17 protein-coding genes and 1 riboswitch are annotated in these 16,948 nt (G+C 41.1%); of the genes, 7 read left to right on the forward strand and 10 right to left on the reverse strand.

Annotated features, from left to right (window positions below; all coding sequences use genetic code 11):
- Positions 1 to 351 precede the first annotated feature (351 nt).
- On the forward strand, positions 352 to 1,332 hold the full coding sequence (locus tag M2132_RS07475; protein ID WP_280672781.1) for a tetratricopeptide repeat protein: 981 nt from the start codon (positions 352 to 354) through the stop codon (positions 1,330 to 1,332).
- A 27-nt stretch (positions 1,333 to 1,359) separates the two neighbouring features.
- Positions 1,360 to 1,533: a hypothetical protein gene (locus M2132_RS07480; protein ID WP_280672780.1), complete on the forward strand. Its 174-nt coding sequence runs from the start codon at positions 1,360 to 1,362 to the stop codon at positions 1,531 to 1,533.
- 175 nt (positions 1,534 to 1,708) lie between these two features.
- Here the strand turns inward: M2132_RS07480 and M2132_RS07485 are convergent, their stop codons facing one another.
- The 9 genes from M2132_RS07485 to M2132_RS07525 form a co-directional block, all read right to left on the reverse strand.
- Positions 1,709 to 2,362, reverse strand: a complete 654-nt coding sequence (locus M2132_RS07485) for a thiamine diphosphokinase (protein WP_280672779.1) — start codon at positions 2,360 to 2,362, stop codon at positions 1,709 to 1,711.
- Between the two features lie 9 nt (positions 2,363 to 2,371).
- The gene (gene pnuC, locus M2132_RS07490; protein WP_280672778.1) at positions 2,372 to 2,962 is read right to left on the reverse strand and encodes a nicotinamide riboside transporter PnuC; all 591 of its coding nucleotides are present in this window, start codon (positions 2,960 to 2,962) and stop codon (positions 2,372 to 2,374) included.
- An 11-nt stretch (positions 2,963 to 2,973) separates the two neighbouring features.
- Entirely contained in the window at positions 2,974 to 5,196 is a 2,223-nt protein-coding gene (locus M2132_RS07495; protein ID WP_280672777.1) for a TonB-dependent receptor, read from the reverse strand.
- Between the two features lie 88 nt (positions 5,197 to 5,284).
- A riboswitch (TPP riboswitch) is annotated at positions 5,285 to 5,379 on the reverse strand.
- Positions 5,380 to 5,488: 109 nt separating this feature from the next.
- On the reverse strand, positions 5,489 to 6,370 hold the full coding sequence (gene era, locus M2132_RS07500) for a GTPase Era (RefSeq protein ID WP_280672776.1): 882 nt from the start codon (positions 6,368 to 6,370) through the stop codon (positions 5,489 to 5,491).
- Between the two features lie 145 nt (positions 6,371 to 6,515).
- A complete protein-coding gene (locus tag M2132_RS07505; RefSeq protein WP_280672775.1) occupies positions 6,516 to 7,499 on the reverse strand; it encodes a beta-ketoacyl-ACP synthase III in 984 nt (327 codons plus the stop codon).
- Between the two features lie 79 nt (positions 7,500 to 7,578).
- A complete protein-coding gene (rpmF, locus tag M2132_RS07510) occupies positions 7,579 to 7,764 on the reverse strand; it encodes a 50S ribosomal protein L32 (RefSeq protein WP_280672774.1) in 186 nt (61 codons plus the stop codon).
- Between the two features lie 76 nt (positions 7,765 to 7,840).
- The gene (locus M2132_RS07515) at positions 7,841 to 8,419 is read right to left on the reverse strand and encodes a DUF177 domain-containing protein (protein WP_280672782.1); all 579 of its coding nucleotides are present in this window, start codon (positions 8,417 to 8,419) and stop codon (positions 7,841 to 7,843) included.
- Positions 8,420 to 8,703: 284 nt separating this feature from the next.
- A complete protein-coding gene (locus M2132_RS07520; protein WP_280672773.1) occupies positions 8,704 to 10,212 on the reverse strand; it encodes a capsule assembly Wzi family protein in 1,509 nt (502 codons plus the stop codon).
- 8 nt (positions 10,213 to 10,220) lie between these two features.
- Positions 10,221 to 10,631, reverse strand: coding sequence for a lipocalin-like domain-containing protein (locus M2132_RS07525; protein WP_280698248.1), 411 nt, complete (start codon positions 10,629 to 10,631; stop codon positions 10,221 to 10,223).
- Positions 10,632 to 10,761: 130 nt separating this feature from the next.
- Here M2132_RS07525 and M2132_RS07530 point away from each other — a divergent pair, with 130 nt between their 5' ends.
- From M2132_RS07530 to M2132_RS07540, 3 genes are read left to right on the forward strand one after another with little or no spacing between them, the layout of a single operon-like run.
- On the forward strand, positions 10,762 to 13,233 hold the full coding sequence (locus tag M2132_RS07530) for a DUF5686 and carboxypeptidase regulatory-like domain-containing protein (RefSeq protein WP_280672771.1): 2,472 nt from the start codon (positions 10,762 to 10,764) through the stop codon (positions 13,231 to 13,233).
- Positions 13,234 to 13,235: 2 nt separating this feature from the next.
- On the forward strand, positions 13,236 to 14,141 hold the full coding sequence (gene menA / locus M2132_RS07535; RefSeq protein ID WP_280672770.1) for a 1,4-dihydroxy-2-naphthoate octaprenyltransferase: 906 nt from the start codon (positions 13,236 to 13,238) through the stop codon (positions 14,139 to 14,141).
- Between the two features lie 4 nt (positions 14,142 to 14,145).
- Complete coding sequence (locus tag M2132_RS07540; RefSeq protein ID WP_280672769.1) at positions 14,146 to 14,937, forward strand: class I SAM-dependent methyltransferase; 792 nt, start codon at positions 14,146 to 14,148, stop codon at positions 14,935 to 14,937.
- Positions 14,938 to 14,946: 9 nt separating this feature from the next.
- Here M2132_RS07540 and M2132_RS07545 read toward each other — a convergent pair whose 3' ends face one another.
- The gene (locus tag M2132_RS07545; RefSeq protein ID WP_280672768.1) at positions 14,947 to 15,666 is read right to left on the reverse strand and encodes a DUF169 domain-containing protein; all 720 of its coding nucleotides are present in this window, start codon (positions 15,664 to 15,666) and stop codon (positions 14,947 to 14,949) included.
- Positions 15,667 to 15,861: 195 nt separating this feature from the next.
- On the opposite strand from M2132_RS07545, the gene M2132_RS07550 reads away from it, so the two are divergent.
- Both M2132_RS07550 and M2132_RS07555 read left to right on the forward strand, forming a co-directional pair.
- Positions 15,862 to 16,521: a LysE family translocator gene (locus tag M2132_RS07550; RefSeq protein WP_280672767.1), complete on the forward strand. Its 660-nt coding sequence runs from the start codon at positions 15,862 to 15,864 to the stop codon at positions 16,519 to 16,521.
- 27 nt (positions 16,522 to 16,548) lie between these two features.
- Positions 16,549 to 16,947: a hypothetical protein gene (locus M2132_RS07555; RefSeq protein WP_280672766.1), complete on the forward strand. Its 399-nt coding sequence runs from the start codon at positions 16,549 to 16,551 to the stop codon at positions 16,945 to 16,947.
- Position 16,948 lies beyond the last annotated feature (1 nt).

Genomic DNA, 16,948 nt, shown 5'->3' on the forward strand with positions numbered 1-16,948 from the left:
TTTTGACAATGTCCTGCAAATAGGTAAATTGTCATTATTTCCTGATCGGTAAATACGGGATTGGAATTATTACTATATCTTTGACAGTAATACTTAAGTTCTGAATCGTATAAATCACAGATATACATATAAATCTTTATCAGTTTAAGCTCTTTCTTCTTGGGAATCATAATTAAAAAAATAATGGGGATTATTCTTTTAAGTTAATGATTTTCAAGAGATTGAGCAAATGTTCAACGCGCTTATTTCATTGATAATAAATAATTTAACTAAACAAATCAGCGAATTGTTTCAACTACTGATTCGCATTATCAATAAAAAGTATAATTTTTGCACAAAATACAATACCTTATGAATAAAGCACTACTGGCACTAATACTATCGCTTTGTTTATCGCAAACAGCTAAAGCCCAAAAGGACAGTGTTGATTATTACTTAGGGGCAATAAAGGAGAACTTCGACCAAAAGCATTTTGACCAAGTTATTGTAGATTGCTTTAAGGTAATCAATCTCGACCCCGATAATCTGGATGCTCACACATACTGCGGCATTTCGTACCGTATGATAAACATCTTTCCCAGTGCCATTCATTATTTTCAGCAGGCTGTTGAAATTTCGCCCCGCGACGGACGTATGCTCAATAATCTGGCAACTACATATGCTGAACTTGGATACGATAGTCTGGCACTTAATATTTATGACAGAAGCGTAGAAGCATCACCCTACAACGCCAATACTTACAACAACAGAGGAGCTTTGTACCTCGACAGGCAGGAGTTCCGTAAAGCGGAATCGGACTTCAGGCAGTCGATAGAAATGAACCCCTCATCGCCACACCCTTACGTGAATATGGGGAACTTCTATATGGATCAAAATAAGTACAATGAAGCACTACCTTACTTTGATATGGCAATAGAAAGAGCTCCCGGTTTTGCCAATCCTATCTACTGCAAAGCCCTAATGATTGAAAAAACAGGAGGCAAGAAAAAACATTACGAATCGTTAATAAAAGAGGCAGTAGAGCAATACACGAAAAACATAAAAGACAATCGTTACGATTACGATGCTTTGCTGCGCAGGGCAAAAGCTTACGATAAAATCGGCAAAAAGTATTTAGCGAAAATCGATTATAGGAAAGCCCTGAAAATGTTCGACCAACTGGTAAACCAAAACCCTGACAGTTGGCGGATGCTTTACGCTCGTGGATCGGCCTACTACGGACTGAAAGAATATGATAAGGCTAAATCCGATTTTGAAAAAGTTCTCTTCCTCAATCCTAAGCATAAAGGAACGCAGGGGAAACTAAAAGAAATAAAGAATAAAAACCTATAAATAAAAACTATTAAAATACACACACTTATGAATCAGTTTAAAATAATCAAAAAATCGAACTACTGGTCTACCGACCAATTATGCCAAGAAGTAGAAGAAACACTAAAACAACTGGAAGATGCCGGATACGAAATTATAAGCGTCTCGATGGGCGTGAATCTGTGGTGGGCACCCACAGCCTATATCACCGTAAAAAAATGAACGTATTTTTTTTAATATCGGCCGATATTCTTGTCTTAATTGCCATCAGGATATGGGTTTTCAAGAAATTAGAAAAATAATTAACTGAAAATCAAAAGGTTGAAAAAATAATTAAAGACGTTGTCGAAAACAGGAAAGAGCGTGAGAGAACACGACAACAGTTTTTACGCTGAACTTAAAACGCGCGGAAAACAATCGTTTTTCCTTCCACTTCAATAACAAAAGAATCGCCAAGGACTTCGTTCAGTGTTCCTTGCCACCAGTTGGTCAGTGTTCCACGGGTTATAGGGTATCTTAGGTTGTGCGTCGTTACGGCGTCTTGCCCTATACTGAAAATGGATACCTGCTGCCCTACCCTACTTTCAAATTCGGAAGTGCTGTCAATAGCCCTGTAAATGCCATAATCGGTAATAATTTCCACGTCCATACCGGGCAGGTCAAGATATTCGGCAAGGAGGCTTATATTACCTATGGTATGGTCTTCGCGCCTACCTGTTGCCCCAAGTATAACAATTTTTTTACGTCCCGAAGCCTCACAAAAAGAGATTGATTTGGTTAGGTCGTTCGTATCCTGTTCGCTTACAGTAAATATTATGGATTCGAACCACTTCCGATTTTCGGGCCTCAGCGAATCGCAATCGCCTACAATCGCATCAGGGACACGCTCCACTTGACTATCCATCAACTGATTAACTGCCCCGTCACAGCAAACAATATACTTGCTGTTTTTCAAAATAGTCAAGGGTAAGCAATTCTTCGGAAATTCACCGTTTGCAAGAACCACCGTTTGGGCAACAGTATCGAGTGTAGGGAGCTTATAGGTTTTCATTTTAAAATTTTATTTTTCTTTATTATCGGTTGCTAATGCCATGTTTCTCCAATTCAACAAACCGAAAACCGAAACTACGGCATAAACCGCATACAAAACAGCCGATGGGTACAATCCCATATAAAAGAACAATGCCGCCGAAACAACGTTGGCTACGATAAGCAGCAACCACTGTTCAGCATACCTTTGCGCCAACATCCACATGGCGGCAATACTCAGCGTTGTTATAAAACTATCGCCCCAAGCTACAGTGCTTTCTCCTAAATATTGCAACACATAGCCTATCAGTAAAAACAAAGTAATGACGACAGGTAATAAAAACAGAAAAACTTTCCGGGGTGCCCGCCTAACGTTCCTTTCGTCCGTTTGAGACGCTCTTCCCCACATAAACCACCCGTAAACGCCGGCAAGAATATAATATATATTGATGACAGCAAAAGCATATATCCCTGCCGATACAAAAACATATACATAGAACAACGACATGAGGATGCCTGTTGGCCACATCTTCATATCGGCTTTATACTCGTAATAGAGATATAGAAGCCCGAACAATGTGCCCAACAGTTCCTGCCAATGTGTTTCTATGAAATTTATCATTGATGGCGGTACTAAAACCTTAATGTTAATTTAGCCATGAAGTTACGTGTGGCTTGCGGAAACAGGCCTGTGTAAACTTCTTTGGTTCCGTCCGTAAATTTATAAGTTTCTGTCCAAGCATTAGCCACATATCTTTTATTTAAGACATTATTGACAAAAATTTGCAAATCGGCGCTGCCTACTCCTTCCAGCTTAAAAGTATATCCGGCAACCACATTACCTACAAAATAATCGTTCAGGCGAAGTTCTTCGTCCGAAGTATTATCGTAATATTGCTTACCCACGTATTTACCTACAAGCGACAGTGTTGCGTTCTTAACCGGAAAGAACGAAATGATTCCGCTACCAACAACATTGGGCGAAAACGAAATATCCGTTTTTTTATGAAATTCCGATACTTGTCCTTTGGAATTCCAATCAGTATCGTACAAATCGTAATAAGCCGTATAATTCTTTATTTTATTCTGGCTAAAACTAACATTGGCATCAACCCTAACCCAATTGGTTGGCTTTACTGCTCCCGAAAGTTCAATACCTATACGGTAGCTGTCAGGAACGTTTTCCATCAGCTTGTAGCCCACATCGTTAAGTTTTCCGGTTTGTACCATCTGGTCTTTGTAGTACATATAGTAAGCGTTTGCTCCGAACGAATACATAGCGCTTTGCTTGGTATAACCCAGTTCGTAGTCGAACAAACGTTCCGATTTTATTTTCTGTGTGCCGCCGCCTTTTATCGATTCTTTAATGTCTGTACGCAAAGGCTCGCGGTTGGAGATCGCCGCAAAAGCGTAAACATTACCATATTTGGCGTTTTCGCCCAAAGCATACGATACCCCTAATTTAGGGTTGAAGAAGCTGTAATTATTGCGGTTGTTTATATTGGCAAAATCGTCGTCCATGCCAAACATCCGGTAGTCTACATAGCGGTACTGAACATCGCCAAACAGATTCAGATTCTCAATAACATTATACTCTGCTTTTGCAAACAGGCTGAATTCTTTCTTTTCCGAATTATTCCTGTACCATTCGTAATTTTTTGGAATATTCTCGTTATACTTTACCCAAGGCAAACGCCCGTAATGGTTACCATGAAAAGCTGACACAAAGCCTCCTCCCGTTATTTTCAGTTTATCAGCCTTGTACTCTAAAGCCATATTTGCCGTATAAAGGTCGTTATCCATCAATTTCCGGCGAATAACATCCGATATTTCATACTCAACCCCGTCTACAATTTGGTTATCTAATCCGAATTTGCTGCCTAAACTTTGATCCGCTTTGTAATTTTCGTAATAGCCATAGCCATGCATGTAATTGAAACTGGCATTGAAAGTTAAAGAAGCACTCAAAAAGCGCGAGTAGCTAAGTTGCGCAATATCAGAATAATAATTATCGGTTTCATTGTCATAATAGCGGGTATTGCCGTCATCGTCGGTATATTCTCCGGCGGAGTTATAGCGACGGTCTTTTGCCATTTGCTCAGGACTGATACCTTCCCACGTTATGCCCGTGTGTTGCACTCCTTTCATATAGCTCAAACGGAACAGTTCTTTTTCGCCATAATACGACAGAGCCACATACAGGTTGCGGTGGTCAACCTTTCCGTTACGGATGTAACCGTCTCCGTTCACTTTCGAGAAACGGGCATCAAGCGACAAACCGTTTTTAAGTATTCCCGTTCCTGCGGCAAGCGAATACAGGCTTGTGCCGTAACTCCCCAAAGAACCTGTTGCCTCGCCATATGGTTTTGAATTTGCGGCCGTGGTATTCAACGAAATACTTCCCCCAATAGAGGCTGTACCGTTGGTAGACGTCCCCACCCCACGTTGCACCTGTATGCTTTGCAGCGAGTTCGAAACATCGGGAAAATTAACCCAATAAACCTCCTGACTTTCAGGATTATTAAGCGGCATACCGTTCAGGGTTACATTGATGCGGGTTGCGTCTACCCCACGTATACGCAGGGATGTATTTCCCACACCCGAACCATCTTCGGAGAATGCTACAACCGAAGGCAGTGTTTGCAAGATAAAGGGAATGTTTTTTGCCGCATTGTCTTGCTTAATTTGTGTTTGGTTGAGGTTAGAATAAGCTATTGGAGCATTTCCTCCGGCACGCTGAGCCGATACGGTTACTCCCTCAAGCTTAACTTGTTTGATACTGTCGGGCACTTCCACAGCACAGAGCGAAGATGCGGAGAATAAAGCCCCGATAATGAATAGAATTTCCTTTTTCATTTAAAAATAAATTATCAAATAAATAAAAAAGGGGTCTTAAAAAAAAGAGATGATTACCAAATTTAGAACGCCCACAGTATTATATAACTCTTAAAGCGTATCTATCTCCCTACGCCGGTACTAACCGAATCAGGTTCGATGGGTATGATCTCAGCCTGTTTTTAGGCACCCCCTAAGATTTCGGGGCAAAGGTATATATTTTTCTATAAAAAGCTTACTAAATACAAACAATATTTACAATATAACATTAAATATACGTAACACACTTATAATCTGATGTATAAAATGGCAATCAATCCATTCTGTAACCGAATTTACGGAGCAGATTGTCGCGGCTGCGCCAGTCTTTTTCTACCTTGACGTACATTTCGAGGAATATTTTTTTCTCAAAAAAGCGTTCAATGTCTTTCCGTGCCATTGCACCCACCTTTTTCAGAGCCAGCCCCTTATGGCCGATGATGATACCCTTTTGCGAATCGCGCTCGCAAACAATCAGCACCCGGATGTTGATGATATCTTTTTCTTCTTTAAACTCCTCTACAACTACCTCCACGGCATAAGGTATTTCCTTTTGGTAATAAAGAAGTATTTTTTCGCGGATTATTTCCGTAACAAAAAAACGGGCAGGGCGGTCGGTCAAAGCATCTTTCTCAAAATAGGGAGGCGATTCGGGTACAAGCTCCAACACTCTTTTCTTAACTAAATCTACATTAAATTTGTTAAGTGCCGATATTGGGTATATCTCGGCCTTAGGCAACAATCCGTGCCACTCTTGCACCAATTCTTCCAGTTCCTTCTGATTGGTCTGGTCTACCTTATTTATAAGCAGTAATACCGGTGCATCAACATTCTGTACTTTGTGCAGAAACTCTTCGTTTTTGGCAGTCTTTTCAACTACATCGGTAACATAAAGCAGAACATCGGCATCGCTCAACGCCGATTCCGAGAAATTAAGCATCGACTCTTGCAACTTGTAGTTTGGGCGCAGCACTCCCGGTGTGTCCGAATATACTATCTGGTAATCTTCGGTATTAACTATCCCCAATATCCTGTGGCGGGTTGTTTGTGCCTTCGATGTGATGATTGATATACGCTCGCCCACCAGCGCGTTCATCAAAGTTGATTTCCCCACATTAGGATTGCCTACAATATTTACAAATCCGGATTTATGCATTTTTCTCTTTCCTTATTATTTTTAATGTTGAAGTAACAAAGATAAATTTAATTATACAAAAAACGTATCTGCATTTACCGCAAATACGTTTTCGTTAATATGATGACAACAAAATATACTCTTGCAATTTTAAGTATTCTTTGTTTTAGTATGCCCATTTAAGGTAAATTGCACCCCAAGTAAAGCCCGCGCCAAAAGCAGCAAGGATTATATTATCGCCTTTCTTCAGTTGGCTTTCCCATTCGGCCAAGCAAACAGGTATCGTACCAGCACTGGTATTGCCATATTTCTGAATATTGATCATTACCTTATCGGACGACAAGCCCATACGATTGGCTGCCGCGTCAATAATACGGAGATTTGCCTGATGAGGAATAAACCATGCTATATCGTCTTTGGTGAGATGGTTGCGTTCCATAATCTCAGCCGCTGTATCGGCCATTTTAGAAACAGCATGTTTAAATACAACTTGCCCGTCTTGGTAGATATAATGCCATTTGTTTTTTACGGTTTCTTCGGTTGCCGGATAAGCAGAACCTCCACCTTTCAGGTATAGGTGAGGAATACCAACACCATCTGTGTGCAAAATAGAATCCATGATACCTACATTTTCTTCGGTAGGCTCCAATAAAACAGCCCCTACGGCATCACCAAACAAAGGACAGGTTGTCCGGTCGGTATAATCTGTAACAGACGTCATTTTATCGCCTGCCACAACAATCACTTTTTTATATTTGCCTGTACGCACAAAATTGGCTCCTGTTTCGAGGGCTACCAAAAAGCCAGAACATGCAGCTTCCATATCGAAAGCAAAGGCATTTTTTATCCCAACATTCTCGCAAACAATAGCAGCCGTTGCCGGAAAAGCATGATCGGGAGTGGTGGTTGCGAAAATAAGTATTTCAACTTCTTCGGGACGGGTTTTTGTTTTTTCAAGCAACTTTTCCACTGCTTTTGTGCCCATCACAGAAGTTCCTTGCCCTTCTCCTCTCAATATACGACGCTCTTTAATACCTACACGTGTGGTTATCCATTCGTCGCTTGTATCGACCATCTTGGCCAAATCGGCATTGGTTATAACATCTTCAGGAACATATGCTCCTATACCAGTTATCGCTGCTTGAATCATTGTTCTATGGTTTTATTTTTTATTACAAAAAAACGCCCTAAAATTTTTGAGTCTTTTAGGGCTTTTATTGTCTCGACAATCAAACTGCTACCTCTTTCTCTATAGCCAATTTACCTCTGTAATATCCACAATCAGGACATACAGTGTGGTATTTATGCCATGAACCGCAATTTGAACAAACGGCCAATGTTGGAGCCACAGCTTTGTCGTGAGTTCTTCTTTTTGCTGTTCTCGATTTCGATTGTCTGTGCTTAGGATGTGCCATTTTTTTATTTAAATTTAGTTATGAATTCTTTGTTTTATTTTTATGCTAATCTTTTCTTTCTCTATTGTGGCTCTGTTCAGTCTTCCACATTTATATCCTTGAGCGCGTCCCAACGCGGATCGGTAGGCATCTCTCCAGCCTCTTCGTTGTGCGCATCACTGTCCATAGTGTCAATATCGTCTTCGTCGTCAGCGTTGGTGGCCCTGTGTTTGTTCAATTTGGTCGACATCATTCTGTTGCATTTTCCCGGAGCATGCACACGCTTCATCGGGATACTGAGCGAAACAAATTCGAACAAAAACCAAGCTATATTTATCTCCCCTTCGTCTTCGGGTATGACAACTATTTCGTCGCTCTCTTCGGAGTATTCTTTTCCGAATTTCACAAACAGTTTGTTCTGTGCAACTACTTCTACCGACAGGTCGTCCAAACAACGGTCGCAGGGAACAGATACAACTCCATTCAAATCGAAACCGAATTCAAATGTCGATCCGATTCTTTTTACCACCAATTCTACCGACACATCGCCTCTGCGTATGTCAGACTCACCATCACCAATATTAGTGAAGTAAGTTTTATCCAATACGTAATTGAATGTGTGACTGCCTTCCGAAAGGCCTCTCAATGGTATGTTGTATATTCCAAATTTTCCCACAACTATTCCGGTTTGCACCATGTATAAGAATGGACGCAAAGGTAAAAACTTTTTTTTAAGTACCCAATATTTGAATAATCTTTCTATAACGACCGCATCAAATTTGGATAAAGTTACTTCAGATACACAAACTATCTAAAAAAAACTATTCAAATTTGATGCGGTTGCTCTAAAATACAGAATAAGTAACCCGTAGTGTATTCTCCAAATGCACCACGGGTACCGTTTATTTCTAAGTTATAGAATCCTTCGGCATTCTACAACAAAACATCAAAAACGCAACTTTATTTTTTACAGATAATACCTTTCTTGACAATTGTTATACCTGCCCCGAAAGTGTCTCTTCCAAAATATTTCCCGGTATTGAAACCCAAAGATAGCTTCACATCCAAATCGGGCATTTTAGGCGGAGTATAGGTCAAGTTGAGCAACGATGCTACACCATCTTTTACCGACTTATAAGGCACATAGTATGTCCCCCACGAGCGGCCGGTGGTTGCAAGCAGGTTATATTTGAAGGTTGGATGAAGATATCCCTCAATACCCAAATGAAAAGCAATTATACGGGAACTTTTAAAAACCAGACTTCCATCGGTGTTATACTCCGGCGAAAGAAACAAAGGCGTGCCCATAGTACGTCCGTAATACGACCGTCCCTGTACATAATCCAGATTGTTGTAATAATTATCGTTCCCGTTTCCTTTATTGCGTATGCCATCGTGCTCATCGTCCATCATCATATTAAAATGGATGGGGCCTGTTTGTTGTTTTGTGTATATGTATTCGAGAACAGCTCCCGATAACAATTGTTTTTTGCCCGACTTATACTCCACACCCAGCAACATATCCTTGTAGTTTTCAAAAACCATGCCTGAGCCATCGTCAAAAAAATGTTGCGTATATAAACTTATACTTTCTTTATCTTTCAGCTTGTAGTCGAGTTTCAAGGTATAGGAACCAACCTGCGAACCGGCAACATAAGCATTATCACCAAATGTTGATTTGGAAGAACCTTCTTTGGCTATCATTACCCTAAAAAAATCGTCCAATCCCTTGGGTTGCTTCACAATATTGTAACCACCGGGCGCATTTTTATCTTTCTGATAGAGGGTTCCGCCCCATTGCACTTGATGGTCTAAACCGAGAGTAAATTGTAATTTATGCTTTCCTTCAATATTACCGAATCTGAAATAAATGGATTTGTGGTGCGACAACACATCTTTTTCATAGCTTTGCCCATGGGGTTTCGCCACATCTTCCATATAGTTGCCATCCATATATTTCCCCACAGCAAAATCGCCTTTGATGTACATATTTCCTTTGGTTTTAGGGATCAAAAGGAATTCCGGAACGCTTATCTTAACTTCCGGCATGGGTCGCGAATTGTTAGAATAGCTAAAATCACCCGAACTTAAATAAGGATTTAATGAAGAAGTGTAATCTTCCTTCGACCCTATATTTAAGCGAACAAAGCGCCAATTCAACTCACCATAAAGTTGCTGTATCCAAAGGCTTCCGTACGAATGCGGAGACGAACCCGCAATGTCCAATCCTGCCTTAAAAGACCAATCTTTGTTGATTTTCTGTTCATGGAAAGCCCCACCTCGCACATAAAAATTATTAGCATCCAACGGAACCATTCCCCAGTTATGGTACTGCATCCAGAAAGGGGTATTATCGCCCGAAGACACCGAACCGAAAGTCTCGGCTCTATAAGATGTTTCGGACTGCGATACGGCTTTTTCCGCAAAAAAAACGAGACAAGCTATCAGTAAAGTTATGTGTGTTTTCATAGTAACGATCAGTATTTTTTGAAGGTATAGGTCTTCTTATCAACTTCCGACAACAAAACCAACCGTTTGCCGTCAACTTTTTTTATGATAAAAGTATTATCAAAATCTGTCCACCCAGAATATTTCAGAAAATCGTCTACCCTATATCTCTGGTCAATGCTTATTTGCACTTTATCGTCGGCCGGAAAATCAACATATCCGTAATAAACTTCGGCCTCATTTTCGTTTATAAGATGTGTAAAAGAAAATACCGCCTGTCGCTGGAAGCTATAATACACCGTGTCAACATGCGTTGTGTTACCGTTCGTGTCTTCAACCGTTTTCAATTGCCACATACCATTCATGCGGTGTTCCGAATCATCGTTACAGGAAACCAGCAGGAACAGCAAACCCAAACAAAGATATAATACTCTTTTCATCATAAATCATTTTAATATCTTCGCAAAAGTATAAAATTATACTCATTCCTGCTTCAAATGTTTTTAACAATAGGCATTTATTAATACTTTTGCAACATATTTTTAGAAATCAATACCTTAACAGAAAGTTATGAAATATATTCTTCTCCTTACACTTACAATACTAACATTTTCCATAAACACAGCAACCGCTCAAAACCTAAGGGGAAAAGTTACCGATAAAAACGGAGAAGCCGTATACGGAGCTACTGTCTACATAAAAGAACCCAATCAGGGATTAGCCTGCAACGAAGAGGGCGAATACCAAACAACCCTATCGCCCGGAAAATACACAATCGAATTCCGATGCTTAGGCCACAAAAGTAAGCACAGCACTGTTTCCATAAAAAAAGGAGAAACAACCGTTCTGGATATCGTTCTGGAGAACAGTCCGTTTAACCTGCAAGAAGTTACAATATCGAAGAAAGAAGATCCCGCCTACGAGATAATGCGGCAGGCAATAAAAAAAGCTCCGGTGCATGCCCGGATGGTAAGCAGCTATAAATCGGAATGTTACATAAAAGGTGTATTCGAACTTCAGAAAGTGGGTAAACTCGTCGATATGCTGTCAAAAACGGATGGGATGAAAATGTCGGACATGAAAGACAAGCTTTTTATCCAAGAATCGCTCAACGAAATAGAATTTACTGCTCCCAACAAGTACGAACAAACGGTAAAAGCGTTTTCGAGCACCATTCCCGACGATTTTGAGGCAAAAGACGCCTTGACGCTGATGCGGGGGTCGCTCTACGAAGAAAAATTTTCGGGGGCAATTTCGCCTCTCAACCCCTCGGCTTTAGACTACTATAACTTTCGTTACGAAGGCTTTACCGAAAACGGGAAAGAAACAATCAACAAAATAAAGGTCATTCCCAAATACGATAACCCCATGCTGTTTAAAGGCTGGGTATATATTGCCGAAGGCACTTGGGACTTACGCAATGCCGAACTTACGTTTTCCATTATGGGCATCGACCAAGCCTTCAACATTACATATAGCCCGGTCAAAGATGATGTTTACCTCCCCACTTCTTTTTCGAGCAACATGAAGGCGGATATATTCAGCATCAGCGGTTATTACAACTATCTGGCTTCAATAAAATATCTGGATATCGAAATAAATAAAGAAAACGATGTTATTGCCCAGATCGAAGAAAAGAAAAAACGCGACTTCGAAATAAAACTCGATACAAACTATCACGTAAAATCCGACAGTTTAGCAACTAAAAAAGATTCTACCTTTTGGCTTAGCGTTCGTAATGCTCCCCTCAACGAACGTGAAATAGTCAGTTACGAGATGAAAGACTCCATACAGCACCGTGTGGATTCGTTGCGTGAAAAAGAAACCAATACCAAATTCCGTTGGGGCAGCATCCTTACAGGCGGAAAAGTGGGAGGCGATTCCACCCGCTTTGAATTTCGTTACGGAGGGATACTCGGCGCATGGCCTCAGGAGTATAACTTTGCCGATGGCTTTTGGTTAGGGCAAAAATTCACACTTAGCACACGGTTCAATAACCGTAAAAACAAAATTTCGCTATCGCCACAGGTATATTACACCACCGCCCGCAAAAGCGTTGTGCATAAAACAACCCTCGCACTAAACTATGCCCCCATGAAGCTGGGATATGCCTACATTGAAGCCGGAGAAGAATCAACCGACTACAATCCCTACGGGACAAACCGCAAGGACAACACATACGGGTCTTTAATTTTTGGGCGGAACCGTAGCCAACTTTACAACAAAAAATACTTTGCCGTTGGCAACCTGATAGACATCAGCAACGGTTTGCGTATAGGTGTAGGCTTCACTTCGGCCAAACGTTCGGGCTTGGAGTGGAACACCAGATATAGCTTTGCCGAAGGTGGCCGGTTTTTAGGAGTGCGAGAAAAAATAGTAGAAAACCGCCCCGAAGCCAAAGACTTTAACCTGACCGCATACAGCGTACTGCTTACATACTCGCCCTACGCTTACTATTCGGTGTACAACGGGCAAAAAAGATACCGCGAAATCACATCACCCACCTTCAAGTTACTATACAGCGAAGGCTTTTCTGGTTGGCATTCCAACAGCTCACGCTTCCGCAAGCTGCAAGGAGAGATAAGGCAAGGCATCAAGTTGGGATATTTCTCGTATTTGGCTTACAGTGTAGAAGGTGGAGCATTTTTAGGAAATAAATCGAAAACGCATTTTGCCGATTATAAACACTTCGATGCCACAGATTATGTAGTGATGCGCAAAAGCGCGTATTCGTCCTTCCTGCTTATCGACAGCTACGAGGCATCCACAAACGACTATTGGGTACAGACGCAACTCAATTATTCGTCGCAATACCTTCTGCTGAAGCGGCTCCCGTTCTTGCAGAGAAAACTTTTTCGCGAAAACCTGCACCTCAAAGCCCTACATACCCCTAATCTGAAATATTATTCGGAAGTCGGTTATTCGATAGACCTGTTAGGTTTCCTGAATTGTGGTATCTTTGCATCGTTCAAAAAATTCGATTACGATAAATTCGGAGTACGCCTTTCTATCAGAACAGGCTTGTTTGGAGGAAACGATTAAAAATGACAAACATTAAACCTTGGATATCGGCTCTGCGTCCGCGCACGCTTTTTCTGGCCGTGGCCACAACCATTTGCGGTAGCGGTATGGCTATGAGCGCAGGGCGGTTCAGCACGAGCATATGTATCCTGACGATACTGACTGCCACCTTGCTACAACTGCTCTCTAATCTGGCTAACGACTTGGGCGATTTTCAGCACGGAACAGACATCACCGGTAAGCGCCTTGGCCCCATCCGTGCCGTTCAGAGTGGAAAAATCACTCCACGCCAAATGCTCACAGCCATAGGCGTTACGGCTGCATGCTCTGCCATTGTGGGATTATGCCTTATTTACAAGGCATCGCAATTTATGAGCATATACGTAATACTGCTTTTTATCGCTCTGGGGGCGACATCTATATGGGCAGCCATAAAATACACGGCAGGGAAAAACCCATACGGATACAAAGGCTTAGGCGATGTGTTTTCTTTTCTGTTTTTTGGTCCGGTATCGGTAGTGGGTACTTATTTTTTGCATACCCAAACCGTAGATTTCCGGCCTTGGTTACCGGCAATAGCTTTAGGGTTTTTCACAGCCGCCGTTCTTAATATCAACAACATGCGCGACATGGAAAACGACAAGGCTTCGGGCAAAATAACACTCGTTATCCGTATCGGATTGGCAAACGCAAAACGCTATCACACACTACTTACCTTTGGCGGAATAGGCTGTTTTGTCTGTTACAGTGCCTTATACGCAACAGCGTGGCATCAATGGCTTTATGTGGTGGCTTTTGTACCTTTTTTAGTGATTCTGCGCAATATTTTCAAAACAAGCAACAATAAAGCCTTAGACCCTTATCTGAAGTTTACATCTATGTCTGCATTCTTGCTTTCAATCCTTTTTGTGGTATGTATAAACCTGTAAAAGTATGGGAAAAATAAAAACTGATAAACTCAACGGCATACCCGAAACCCTGCTTATACCACTCTATTACAGGTCGGTGTTGGCCGGAGAAGATAATCCCTTGATAGATGCTACATACGACAGGGATATAGTAAAGGCCATCGACTACGATTTTTCTAAATTTGAAGCCGACCAACGCTCTCTAATCGGCATAGCAAGCAGAACACATATTATTGATAATATTACCCGCCAATGGCTAAAAGAACATCCAAACGGAATTATCATTAATATCGGTGCGGGGTTGGATACCCGCCCTTTACGCTTCCCGGCGGCCAGATGGTATAACGTTGATTTACCGGAGTCAGTAAATATCAGAGAGAAACTCGTGCCGGCAAATAATGAAGTGAATATCGCCGCCGATGCTTTCCAAAGGGATTGGATAACGCAAATTCCTAAACATAACGATGTACTCATCATTTGCGAAGCCCTCCTTATGTTTTTCCCACCGGAAAAAGTGAAAAGCTTTTTCCAGTCCATAGCATCCGTTTTTCATGATTCGTTGTTGGTATTCGAAACAATACCCCAAATGATGGCACGCAAAAAGAAAATGAACGGCAATCCCCTGCTATGGGCAAACGAAAATCTGACCGAAGTAGAAAACTGGGATTCCCGGTTACATACCATAGCTACATATTATCTGCCCGATTGTTTCTCCGACAGGTGGCAAGAAGCATACGCAACACTTAGTCCATTGTTAAACGACGAACTGAAAAAAGGCTTTAAAGTGGCTGTGATGGCAGTAAACCAAAGGTTGTGATTTATTTGCTCAATTTACGGAGGCATTGATACGCTCCCGGATCTTTGCCCAAGCATGGGTATCGAACAGGCAACTATTGCGCATCGTCCGATACATTTCTTTGAACCTCGACATCGGTATTGTGTAGCTCAATATATTGGCCTCGAAGTAAGGACGTACCGATGGGTCGAAAAACCCGACGAAAGTACGCTTGCCTCCCTCCTTGTTCTCAAGAATTGGTTGTGTTACCACACTACTGCAACCCGAACCAAATGTAGAAGTTACCGCCTCGTGGCTGTTATTATCGAAGAAAGCCCACGCAGTAAGCCCCGAAAGCACATCGGGCGTTGCAAGGAAAAGAATGGCTTCCACTTTATCAAACGTATCCAGCTTATCGACCCGTACAAAGTTCAGAAATCTGGCCTGTGTTCTGGAAACTCTTATCGATTCTATAAATTCCAATACCATTTCCGGAGTTTGTTTATACCTTTCTTTCAACGAAACAAAATTGGGTATGAAATCCGACATTTCGCTAAACCCTGTATAGAATTTCCCTCCCAAACAGCCAATAGTATCGGCATTGAGACTGACTGGTTCGCCTCGACGAACATCTTTCATTGCTTTAAAGAAACATCCTCCTATTTTTTCGGTTTGGGCAAGGGGTACATCCGAATACCAGAACGCAATGGGTAGTTCGGGCGCCGGGCCAAATGCTTCCCTGTAATTGTCGATAAATATACTGACTTCCATAGTTTTTTTATTTGATTCGTGTCCGTACAACAAATATACTCCGAAAATAATGTATTACAAAAGATTCGAGGTAGGTAAAAAAACAAAATATAGTAGACCTAAGAATCAGTTTGTTATATATTGGTTCACACTTTTTAGTTCTGTTTTTTGATAATTTAGGTTACCTTTGTTATTCGTAATTGCTGAAAAAACTAAATGACGAGTAGCATTTTATATGGAATATTGATAGGTATTCTTGTATCGGCTCCAATGGGGCCTATTGGCGTATTATGCATACAACGGACACTCAACGAAGGCCGGAAGCATGGCCTGCTGACCGGCGTAGGAGCAATGCTCTCTGATATGGTTTATGCCATAATAGCCGGCTTGGGCATGGGTTTCGTTGTAGAGTTTATAGAAAACAACCACTACCCTATCCAGATATTAGGCAGTTTGGTTCTCCTTGTGTTTGGATATTTTGTTTCTAAATCGAACCCTGCGGCAAATCTGAAGAAACAAGACGAAACAAAAAAAGCCACACCTTATTGGAAAATTCTGCTTTCGTCTTTCTTTCTGAACCTCTCGAACATAGGTATCTTTTTCTTTTTCATAGCCATGTTTGCCCGCTTCACATTCATATCGCCCAACAACGTAAAAGAAAGTTTTGTAGGGCTTCTGTCTATCAGCGTAGGCATACTGCTGTGGTGGTTTCTTGTTTCGTATGTCGTAAATAAGGTCAGCACACGGTTCAACCCCCGCGCATTGATGGTTTTTAACCGCATATTGGGCTATATTCTTATCCTTATAGGTATTATTGGTACAATATCGGGTATTTACAATTGGATAAACCTGAGATACAACATATTACCCATATAAACCCCACTCAAAAAAAATCTAATTATTATGGATATCCTGTTTATTATCATTCTTCTTGTTATCGGAATTTTACAAATAATTCTTTTCTTCAAGATTTGGGGTATGACCAACAACGTGCGCGCACTGAAAGGGAAACCACACCATATCATGCCAAGGTGTTCGGACGAAATGCCTTTATCTCAATTTAAATCAGACTTTTATTTCTTGTCATGCAACGGATATAAGGACGAAGCCAAAAGACTTCTACTCTCCAGAATATGGGAATGCAGCGATATGGCAACTCTTATAAGGTGTAAAAATCTCAAAACTTTTGATGAAACTTATGCCAATTTAAAAAGCGCATATTCGTATTTTTTTGAATATATTGGCGAAGAGTTCCCTACATACAACCAAATAAGAAAAGATAAAGAAGCCAGCGCGTCTTAAT

This window comes from Dysgonomonas sp. PH5-45 (genome assembly GCF_029893235.1).
Lineage (GTDB): Bacteria > Bacteroidota > Bacteroidia > Bacteroidales > Dysgonomonadaceae > UBA1309.

Excerpts from the sequence above, each read along its gene's own strand:
- M2132_RS07480 (WP_280672780.1), top strand. The coding sequence starts at position 1,360 with ATGAATCAGTTTAAAATAATCAAAAAATCGAACTACTGGTCTACCGAC.
- M2132_RS07555 (WP_280672766.1), top strand. The coding sequence starts at position 16,549 with ATGGATATCCTGTTTATTATCATTCTTCTTGTTATCGGAATTTTACAA.
- M2132_RS07520 (WP_280672773.1), bottom strand. The coding sequence starts at position 10,212 with ATGAAAACACACATAACTTTACTGATAGCTTGTCTCGTTTTTTTTGCG.
- M2132_RS07550 (WP_280672767.1), top strand. The coding sequence starts at position 15,862 with ATGACGAGTAGCATTTTATATGGAATATTGATAGGTATTCTTGTATCG.
- rpmF (WP_280672774.1), bottom strand. The coding sequence starts at position 7,764 with ATGGCACATCCTAAGCACAGACAATCGAAATCGAGAACAGCAAAAAGA.
- M2132_RS07540 (WP_280672769.1), top strand. The coding sequence starts at position 14,146 with ATGGGAAAAATAAAAACTGATAAACTCAACGGCATACCCGAAACCCTG.
- M2132_RS07545 (WP_280672768.1), bottom strand. The coding sequence starts at position 15,666 with ATGGAAGTCAGTATATTTATCGACAATTACAGGGAAGCATTTGGCCCG.
- M2132_RS07525 (WP_280698248.1), bottom strand. The coding sequence starts at position 10,631 with ATGAAAAGAGTATTATATCTTTGTTTGGGTTTGCTGTTCCTGCTGGTT.
- M2132_RS07530 (WP_280672771.1), top strand. The coding sequence starts at position 10,762 with ATGAAATATATTCTTCTCCTTACACTTACAATACTAACATTTTCCATA.
- menA (WP_280672770.1), top strand. The coding sequence starts at position 13,236 with ATGACAAACATTAAACCTTGGATATCGGCTCTGCGTCCGCGCACGCTT.
- M2132_RS07495 (WP_280672777.1), bottom strand. The coding sequence starts at position 5,196 with ATGAAAAAGGAAATTCTATTCATTATCGGGGCTTTATTCTCCGCATCT.
- M2132_RS07475 (WP_280672781.1), top strand. The coding sequence starts at position 352 with ATGAATAAAGCACTACTGGCACTAATACTATCGCTTTGTTTATCGCAA.
- M2132_RS07485 (WP_280672779.1), bottom strand. The coding sequence starts at position 2,362 with ATGAAAACCTATAAGCTCCCTACACTCGATACTGTTGCCCAAACGGTG.
- pnuC (WP_280672778.1), bottom strand. The coding sequence starts at position 2,962 with ATGATAAATTTCATAGAAACACATTGGCAGGAACTGTTGGGCACATTG.
- M2132_RS07505 (WP_280672775.1), bottom strand. The coding sequence starts at position 7,499 with ATGATTCAAGCAGCGATAACTGGTATAGGAGCATATGTTCCTGAAGAT.
- era (WP_280672776.1), bottom strand. The coding sequence starts at position 6,370 with ATGCATAAATCCGGATTTGTAAATATTGTAGGCAATCCTAATGTGGGG.